The sequence below is a fragment of the Fulvivirga lutimaris genome (genome assembly GCF_009711525.1).
GTDB lineage: Bacteria > Bacteroidota > Bacteroidia > Cytophagales > Cyclobacteriaceae > Fulvivirga > Fulvivirga lutimaris.
Genome location: NZ_SMLV01000266.1, coordinates 1 through 9,315, shown reverse-complemented (window position 1 = coordinate 9,315; position 9,315 = coordinate 1). Strand labels below are relative to the sequence as shown.

At 37.5% G+C, this 9,315-nt stretch carries 7 protein-coding genes; 2 read left to right on the top strand and 5 right to left on the bottom strand.

Annotated elements, in window-relative coordinates; translation table 11 throughout:
- Nucleotides 1-8 precede the first annotated feature (8 nt).
- Nucleotides 9-233 carry a hypothetical protein gene (locus E1140_RS04015; protein WP_155179302.1) on the bottom strand — a complete coding sequence of 75 codons (225 nt, stop codon included), beginning with the start codon at nt 231-233 and terminating at the stop codon, nt 9-11.
- 84 nt (nt 234-317) lie between these two features.
- Complete coding sequence (locus E1140_RS04010) at nt 318-1,319, bottom strand: beta-ketoacyl-ACP synthase III (RefSeq protein WP_155179300.1); 1,002 nt, start codon at nt 1,317-1,319, stop codon at nt 318-320.
- Between the two features lie 144 nt (nt 1,320-1,463).
- On the opposite strand from E1140_RS04010, the gene E1140_RS04005 reads away from it, so the two are divergent.
- Together E1140_RS04005 and E1140_RS04000 are read left to right on the top strand one after the other, a co-directional pair.
- Nucleotides 1,464-3,863: an ABC transporter permease gene (locus tag E1140_RS04005; RefSeq protein ID WP_155179298.1), complete on the top strand. Its 2,400-nt coding sequence runs from the start codon at nt 1,464-1,466 to the stop codon at nt 3,861-3,863.
- A gap of 54 nt (nt 3,864-3,917) precedes the next feature.
- Nucleotides 3,918-6,314 (top strand): ABC transporter permease, encoded by a 2,397-nt coding sequence (locus E1140_RS04000; RefSeq protein ID WP_155179296.1) that lies wholly within the window; start codon nt 3,918-3,920, stop codon nt 6,312-6,314.
- Between the two features lie 16 nt (nt 6,315-6,330).
- Here E1140_RS04000 and E1140_RS03995 read toward each other — a convergent pair whose 3' ends face one another.
- The 3 genes from E1140_RS03995 to E1140_RS03985 all read right to left on the bottom strand — a co-directional run.
- The gene (locus E1140_RS03995; RefSeq protein WP_155179294.1) at nt 6,331-6,768 is read right to left on the bottom strand and encodes an SRPBCC family protein; all 438 of its coding nucleotides are present in this window, start codon (nt 6,766-6,768) and stop codon (nt 6,331-6,333) included.
- A gap of 97 nt (nt 6,769-6,865) precedes the next feature.
- Nucleotides 6,866-7,768: a 5'/3'-nucleotidase SurE gene (gene surE / locus E1140_RS03990; protein ID WP_155179292.1), complete on the bottom strand. Its 903-nt coding sequence runs from the start codon at nt 7,766-7,768 to the stop codon at nt 6,866-6,868.
- 244 nt (nt 7,769-8,012) lie between these two features.
- On the bottom strand, nt 8,013-9,315 hold a 1,303-nt coding region (locus tag E1140_RS03985; RefSeq protein ID WP_155179290.1), incomplete at its 5' end, for a S41 family peptidase.

Genomic DNA, 9,315 nt, shown 5'->3' with positions numbered 1-9,315 from the left:
GGGGAAAATCAGAATTTATCAGGTGTTTGTATAACCTTTATTACCAATTCATGCGGGTCTCCATCATTATCAAGCAGGTAAAACTTAACTAAGGGGTTATCGGCACTTATCTTATTCTCAACTTTTATGACCTGATTATTAGGTAGATGTTTTTCGATTTGATCCTGTAAATCTTCAATGGCCCTTGCAAAATTTACTTCAAGTTCGCTAGGGTTATACTGTGCAGTTTTCATTAATTATGTTTTAAGTTGAGAGAGTTTGAATTAAATATAACAATTCATTTTAAACTTCCTCAACTTATATCTCTCAGAACATTCTTATGACCACCTAATTAAAGCAGATGCCCAAGTAAAACCACTACCAAAAGCAGCCAGGCATATCAAATCATTGGGTTTGATTTTACCTTCTCCAAAGGCTTCACTCATGGCAATAGGTATAGAGCCTGCCGTGGTATTCCCGTATCTCATGATATTGTTGTAAACCTTGTCATCAGCTAGCTCGAATTTCTTCTGTATAAACTGACTTATTCTCAGGTTGGCCTGATGTGGTATTAGTAAGTCTATATCATCTTTTGTTAAGTTGTTTTTCTCCAATGCCTCCATGATCACTTCACTAAATCTCACAACAGCATGTTTAAATACCATACTTCCATTCATATGAACTTTAAAACTTGAAGTATCTAAAATCTGCTCTGGTTGTCTTTCAGCATGGGGACGACTACTACCGGGGTCTTTTACATAAAGCTCTTCGGCAAATCGCCCATCAGAATGCAAATGAGTTGATAAAACCCCTTTGTGATCAGAAGCCTGTAATATGGCTGCTCCCGCACCGTCACCAAATATAACAGCCGTATTTCTACCTCTTGTTGTAAGATCGAGAGCTGTGGATTGAATTTCTGCACCAATAACCAGAATTGTTTTGTACATGCCTGTTTTTATGAAAGCATCGGCAGTAGATAGTGCATATATAAAACCAGAGCATGCATTGCGTATATCTAGCGCGCCTATCGACTCAAGGCCTAATTCTCTTTGCAATAACACACCCGAACCAGGGAAAAAATAATCTGGCGTTATGGTGGCAAAAACAATAAAGTCAATATCAGAAACTTCCAGATTGGCTCTTTCTAAAGCCATATGGGTGGCTTTGGCAGCCATATTGGCCACAGTATCTTTAGCAGGATCAATGAACCTCCTTTGTTCAATACCGGTTCTCTCAATTATCCATTCATTATTAGTGTCCATCATGCCAGAGAGTTCTTCATTTGTAACAACTCTTTCTGGTACGTAATGGCCTAATCCTACAATTTTCGAATTCAACATAGTTGTGCGGTTAAAAAATCAAATATAATAATTATAACTAATGTTTGTTAGGGGCTAAAAAGCATAAATCAAGGAAATCCGTTAAATTCATGCAACCTTTTGGCTTAAACCTGACTCTTATATACCTACCAAGTTTATCAAATTATGCTAAAGAACTACATCAAAATCGCTTTCCGCAACCTCGTAAGAAGAATAGGCTATACTTCTATTAATGTTTTTGGGCTTGCAGTGGGTATCAGTTGCTGCCTTCTTATTGGGATATATGTCATGGACGAAATATCCTATGATAAATTTCATGCTAATGCTGATAATATCTATAGGGTTAATATAAACTATAGTATGGGTGGCACATCCCAGTCTATGTATGTAACACCAACAGCATTATTGCCAACCATGAAGCGCGAGTTTAATGAAGTAGTGGCCGGTACTAGATTATTTGATGTAGCCATGTTTAGTCCTCAGGTGGTATCATTGAATGATGTTTCATTTCAGGAGGAGAAATTTTTCTATGCTGATAGTACCTTCTTTGATATTTTCTCTTTTGAGTTATCAGAAGGCGTCAAAGATAAGGCCCTGGTTGAGCCCAACTCTGTTATATTATCAGAATCAATGGTAGCCAAATATTTTGGTGATAATGATGCCCTTGGAGAAGTGATAAAAGTGGGGCAAACAGAATATAAAGTAACGGGGGTTATGAAGGATATACCAGATAACTCTCATCTCAAGTTTGATTTTCTGGCTTCCTTTTCATCGTTAAGAGCCTCAAAAGGAGAGACCTGGTGGAGCGCTAATTATGCCACTTACGTACTGCTTAGTGAAAATGCTGACCGTGCTAAAATAGAAGATGGAATTGAAATTGTGGTAAGGGAAGCACTAGGTGAGGTTTTTCAAAATGATGATAGAGTAAGCTTTGATCTTTTCCCTATGACAGACATTCACCTTAGATCCACGCTAAGTACAGAAATGCAGACCCAGGGAGATATTAAATATATCTATATCATAAGCTTTATTGGTTTTCTGATACTCGTAATAGCATGTATCAATTATATGAATCTGGCAACAGCTCGATCTATGGATAGAGCAAGAGAAGTTGGTATGCGCAAGGTACTGGGTGCTGTTAAGGGCCAGCTCTTCAATCAGTTTATGGGCGAGTCTATTATTGTAACTACACTGGCGGCCATTATTGCTCTTGTCATTATTAATATTGCCTTGGTACCATTCAATAATTTAACAGGTAAGACATTAACTAGTACTGATATTTTAGATCCTGTTATTTTATCAGGGTTGGTTTCAATTATTATTGTGGTAGCTTTTTTAGCAGGAGCCTATCCAGCCTTGAGTATATCCTCATTGCAACCGGGTAATGTTCTGAAAGGCACGTTTAAAAGATCGAAAACCGGAGGATTATTGAGAAAAGTATTGGTAATCGTTCAATTCTCTATTTCCATATTACTGATTATAGGTACTATGGTGATTTATAAACAGCTCAACTTCATGCAGAATAAGAAGCTCGGTTATTCTAAAGACAATATATTAGTCTTGCCTACGGATAGACAAGTGAACAAGAACTTCCAGTCGATCAAAAGTGCGCTGGAGCAACGAGAAGATGTTGTTGGTGTGTCAATGGCCTCTGAGAGCCCGACTGAAATAAATGGAGGGTATGGCATTGAGGTTCAGGGTGTGGAAGCTCCAAATACAAATACGGTGGCAATAACAGTAGATCAGGAGTTTACTAAAAACATGGAGATGGAAATAATCCATGGGCGAGAGTTTACCGAAGCTGATACAAAGCTGGCTAAACTTGATAGTTTGGAGTTGAGGCAATACGCCTTTATCGTTAACGAAATGCTTTTAAATCAGTTGATGATTTCTCCGGAAGATGCCCTCGGTAGAAATGCTAAGGTTAGTGGCAGACCAGGGCAAATTGTTGGCGTGGTTAAAGACTTTCATTTTGCCTCACTACATAGAAAAATAAACCCTCTTGTTCTGTTTATTGAGCCATCACAATATAATAAGCTTTTTATTAAGGTTAACTCTGATAACATTAGTCAATCATTGACTGAAATAGAAAGTGTGTGGAAACAAATAGTGCCAGAACGACCTTTTGTTTATTCGTTTATGGATGAAGATTATGATGCGCTTTACCGTAGTGAAGAAAGGCTGGGTAATATCTTTATTGTTTTTGCCACACTGGCGATAATAATAGGGTGCTTAGGGCTTTTAGGGCTGGTATCGTTTACTGTACAACAGCGCAACAAAGAGATTGGAGTAAGAAAGGTTTTGGGTGCATCTGTGTCTTCTATATTCATCCTTATATCAGAAGACTTTGGGAAATTAATTTTGATCGCATTTTTAGTGGCTGCACCCGTTGGTTATTACCTAATGTCAGATTGGTTGGCAGGGTTTGAATACAAAACTGTTGTGGGGGTATTACCAATAGTTTCTTCAATAGTCATCACCATAGTAGTAGCGATAGCCACAATAAGTTATAACTCTATAAATGCCGCAGTAACAAATCCGGTCAAAACTTTAAGGAACGAATAGTATTATCTAATTTAACTATTTAATCAAGTTTAGTACGAACAATAACGCTCCTACATGCTAAAGAATTATATCAAAATTGCTTTCAGGAATTTGGCCAATAATATTGGCTACACATCAATCAATATATCAGGCCTGGCCATTGGATTATCATGTTGTTTTTTAATTGCGCTTTATGTGCAATTTGAATTGAGTTATGAAGACTTTCATACTAATAAAGATCAGTTATACAGATATATTCCCAGGTCTCAAAATGAGGCCGGTATTGTAAACCAACAGACTTGGCTTCCTCCAGGTTTTGGCCCAGCGATGTCCGATCATTTTGGGGAGGTTGAAGCATTTTCAAGATATAGCATTTTTGATGGTGACCCTCTGCTAGTCAATGGTGAGGATGTTCTTCCGGCTGCTTATATGGCTGTTGCTGATAAAGATTTTTTTAATATTTTCTCATTCAATTTACTTGCTGGTAAGCATGATGAGGTTTTAGCAAGGCCTTTTACAATAGTGATTTCTGAATCAGTAGCCAAAAACTTCTTTCCAGATAAAAGTCCTATTGGACAGTCCATTAGATATAACAGCTCACATGATCTGGAGATTACAGGTGTATTTGAGGATGTGCCTAAAAACTCACATTTGCAGTTTGAATATATTGTGCAATTTGAAACAATTGGTGCTGTTATAGAAAGCGAGTTTGGATATTCTAAGGATAAATTTTTGAATGACTTGGATAGCTGGAATTACTCCACTTATTTCATGATTAACGATAATGTAGATACAGAAACTCTGGAGGTCGACATTGAAAAATACTTTGCAGATTTGAGGAAGAGAAAGTATCAGGAATCTGCTGTTAGCGATTGGCTACAGCCAATTGATCAGATTCATTTTACTACAGGTATCAAGGGCGACTCGGCTAATGGAAATATTAATAACATCTATATATTCTCGGCTATCGCAATATTCATATTGGTTATTGCCTGCTTCAACTTTATGAACCTCTCCACTGCCAGAGCTATGAAACGGGCTAGGGAAGTAGGTGTGAGAAAAGTGCTAGGAGCTCAACGTTATCAGTTGATTTACCAATTTCTTGGTGAAACTATCTTACTCACCTTTTTCGCTTTAGTACTTAGTCTTATCCTTCTAGAGGTAGTGTTGCCAATTTTTAATTCTGTAATGGGCTTTCATTTGACATCAAGCTACATTGAGAATTTTGATTTTGTACTGATACTTATAGCCACAGGTATTATTACCGGGGTATTGGCAGGTAGCTATCCTGCTTTCTACCTTTCGGCATTCGATCCGGCAAAAGCACTTAAAGAAGCAAGTGTTAAGGGTGGCAATGTATTGCTTAGGCAAGTACTTACGGTTCTTCAATTTGGTATTGCAGCATTTCTTATTATCGGCACTTTTATAGTTACTAGCCAAATGAGGTACATGACCAATAAAGATCTTGGCTTTAACAAGGAAGAGATCATCTACTTCATGCCTCCTTCACCAACCTGGAATAACTTAGATGTATTTAGAAATAACCTATCAAGCTACTCCGAAATAAAAAGTATATCTACTTCTAACGGAGTGCCTGGTTATACGAGCTCACATTGGTCATACAGCTTGCCAGATGAGGATATCAAAATGAACATTAACACCATGATCATTGATTATAATTTTGTTAATGCTTATGATTTGGAAATCGTTGATGGTAGAAATATATCAACGGAACATGCCTCGGATTCTTCTCAAGGATATCTGATCAATGAAACGGCAGCAAAACAAATGATGCTAGCCAATCCGGTTGGAACAAGGATTCAAGCCTTAGACGGACATCCTGTTGGTCAGATAGTAGGAGTGGTTAAGGACTTTCATTACAAATCCTTGCACCAGGCTATAGAGCCTCTAGTGCTGAGACATGACCCAAGAAATGGGTTTACATTATCCATCAAATTCAATGAAGGGCCATTGACTGAGAAGCTTGCTGTTGTAGAGCAGGAGTGGAAGAAGTTTGCTCCAGAATACCCTTTCAATTACCAGTTTTTAGATGAAGATCTTGATGAGCTATATAAGTCAGAACAGAGTGCTGGCTGGCTAATGACCATATTCTCTTCTCTCGCTATAATTATAGCTTGCTTAGGATTGTTTGGGCTAACATCCTTCCTTACCGAACAAAGGAAAAAGGAAATAGGAGTAAGAAAAGTAATGGGAGCATCTGTTAACAGCATTGTTGGTTTGCTCAGCAAAGATTTTACGAAGCTGGTGTTGATTGCTTTTATAGTAGCCATTCCGGTGGCATGGTACGCTATGGAACAGTGGCTTTCAGAATTTGCATATCAGGTGAGTATTAACCCATTGCAGTTTGTATTGGCCGGATTGATACTAATAGTGATATCATTGATTACTATAAGCTATCAGTCATTAAAAGCGGCAACAGCTAACCCAGCAGAGACTTTGAGGAGTGAATAATTGTCAGTTATCTATTCTACTCCCTTTCTTCAAAAGGAATGATAATGCCTTTCTCGACATAATTTTTTAAACCCTGTAGAAGAATTGCCCAGCAGTAGGACGATCTTCTGAAGTGGTGGTTGCATTCTGGCCAGCCCACATGCCAAAATTTAACGTCTACACCACCATCAAGCTCAGTAAGATCAAACCCAAAGGAAGTAGGGTTCCAGTCCTCATCTGCATTAGTCATTTTTATGTGAAAGGCCTTACCATCTTCAGCTTTACTCACCTTTCCATACCAATCATACTCAGGGGTAAAGTAAAAATTGTATTCATTCCCCTTAACAGGATTGCCGCTACATTTTAATGTCCACCAGTTGTTTAGATGTTCAGGTTGTGTAATAGCATCAAATACCTTTTGTGCACTGGACTTGATATACATATCATGATAAATGGAGTTGGTATTCGCTGTCATGACTTTTGGGTTGATGATGTTTTAGAGGCAATTTATTGCCATTTTAATAAAATCACAAAGTTATGTGTACGAAAGTTAGTCTACCAAAAGTGCGTGACTAGTTTAAGGTGAAGTTCGGAATTTGTTTTATTCCATCTTGAAATACCTTATTCAATTTGAAGTTATTTTCGTCAATTGACATTGGGGTAATAATAATATAACCTTCATTCAAAAGAGTATCATCATGTTCAATGGTAATATCATTCGGATTGCTTTTATATTCAGCGGCCCATACCGTTATACTTTCAGGTTCATGTGCTTTATCGCCAACTACTTTATTAAAAACTACAGACTTAGGATTGTCAAATGATATTCTTCTATCCGATATTTTCACTCCTTTTACTTCTTCTAGTTTGACATCAGGAAATCCTATGGTCAGATAACTATTCTTGTCAATCTTGTCTATAAGGTCTGTAGATATTAGCTGAGTTATCCATCTTGGTATTACTTCGAATGATCTTTCATCATCATCTTCAAAACCTGATAAGGCAATGCCTCTGACACCTAGAAATGCTGCAGTTCGTATTGCTCCAATTGTTCCGGAACCAAACCAACCTGGGCCAATATTGGCTCCACCATTAATACCAGATAGAACAAGATCTGGTTTATCATCAGGAAATAGACCATTTAACCCAATTAGTACACAGTCTGCAGGGTTGCCAGGTGTGGTATATACTGCTATGTTAGTTTCTGCATTATTGTAGCGGCACTTTATTTCAAGGGTAGATTGATGTTTACCAAAAGTAGTGTGGTTTGAGGTTCCAGATCTGTCAAAAGATGATACAATAATCGAAACGCGATTAGCTACACTCTTGACACTTTTTGCCAATGCAAACAACCGATCAATATCTTCAGCACCATCATCATTTGTAATCAGTATGTGATTATATTTCACAGGAGCCTGTGAATAAGAAAAAAATGAGCAAAATAATATTGATACGGTTAATAGAAGTGTTCTCATAATTCAGTGGTTTTGGATAAAGACATTTTAGACTACGCGCAGAGGTAGATTGTTACAGTAATATGTTTTTTTACTACTGAGCTAGGATGCAATTGGCATACCTAATTAAAGAATAGCCTTTTAACGAATATAAGAGCACTTTTTCTACATAGAATGAAATACCATGTTTCATAATGGTACATAGCATTGTCCTGAATTGGAACACTTTATATGGAGTACGAAAGGCTAAGCTGGAATAGTCGGCCTATTCCTCCAGCCTTTTGAATAAGCCATCCAAAATTTCATCATTTTCGTCCAGTAGGTGATCTTTTATAAGGATGTCAGGTATTAGGCCTTCTTCTTTAGTGCTACCATTCACCCTGACAATGCGACCTTTAGAAATTTGAACAGTAACTCCAGTATTGGGAAGGGCGTAGTAATATACAGAGGCATACAAAGTGGGGTATTCGCCAGTTTCCTCACCCACAATGGTTCCAAAACCATAGTCTTGTATCTGGGCTGCAGTTACTGTTGACTGGGAATACGACTGTCTATTTACCAAAACGTAAACTTTTCCTGTAAATCGCTTTTCTCGTGGCTGTGGTTGGCATTCTTCAAACTTATATTCGAAAACTTCACCATCATTGTGAGCTAGTATTTCTTTAGCATAGACTGTGGTAGTGTCACTGCTTTTTCTAGTATGTTCTTTTAAAAGGCTGCTTGTTTTAAGAGTGAATTTAGATGTCCATTTAAATGGTCTATCGGCAAAATAGGAGACTAAATAATCACCAAAAGCATCATCCCCACCAGGATGATTTCTTAGGTCTACTATTAAGTTTTGGCTTTTATGCTTCTTGATCTCAGTAAATGCTGAATCAATGAAATGCTTGTATTTTTCCAGATCACCACCAAAACCTCCAGGTCTGAGGTAAGCTGCGTGATCATAAAACTTCAAAGTCATAGTTGAGTGAAATATTTCATTTCTTTTCATCTCATAGCCATCAATAACATCTACGGCCTGAATCGTATGAGTATTGTTTCTATCACCTGATTTAATCTCTACTTTAAATTCATTTTGTTTGCCAAACACCTGCCAGTAAAACCTTGGGAACGAATACAACTCCAACTTGGCATTTTTGAAGTATATCCGTTCAGCTGAGATCAGCGGATAGATCTTGTTAAGAATTTCTTGTATCGCCAATCCATTAATACTTAAAATTTCAGACCCTACCTTTATCCGTTCATTGTTTGACCAGTTCTTTCTTACCAATGCTTTATCATCTTCAAATGCTATTTCTAAAGGAAATACTGTGCCACCACCATAAGCATATTCACCATAAGACTTTCCTGGGAATGGAATTTCGGTATGGCCGTTATTGGCTTTTGAAATGATTTTTTGAAACAGCGAAGTTGCTTCCAGTAAATTGAAGCTGTCCTTTTTTATTGATTGCTTTACCAGGTTATAGTTTTTGTCAAATGCTTCTTTAGAAGTGTAGGCATATAAGTTGTAATGCGCTTCGTTAAGCGAAGACTTTAAAAAAGCCATATCTTCTAAAATCTGGCTTTTG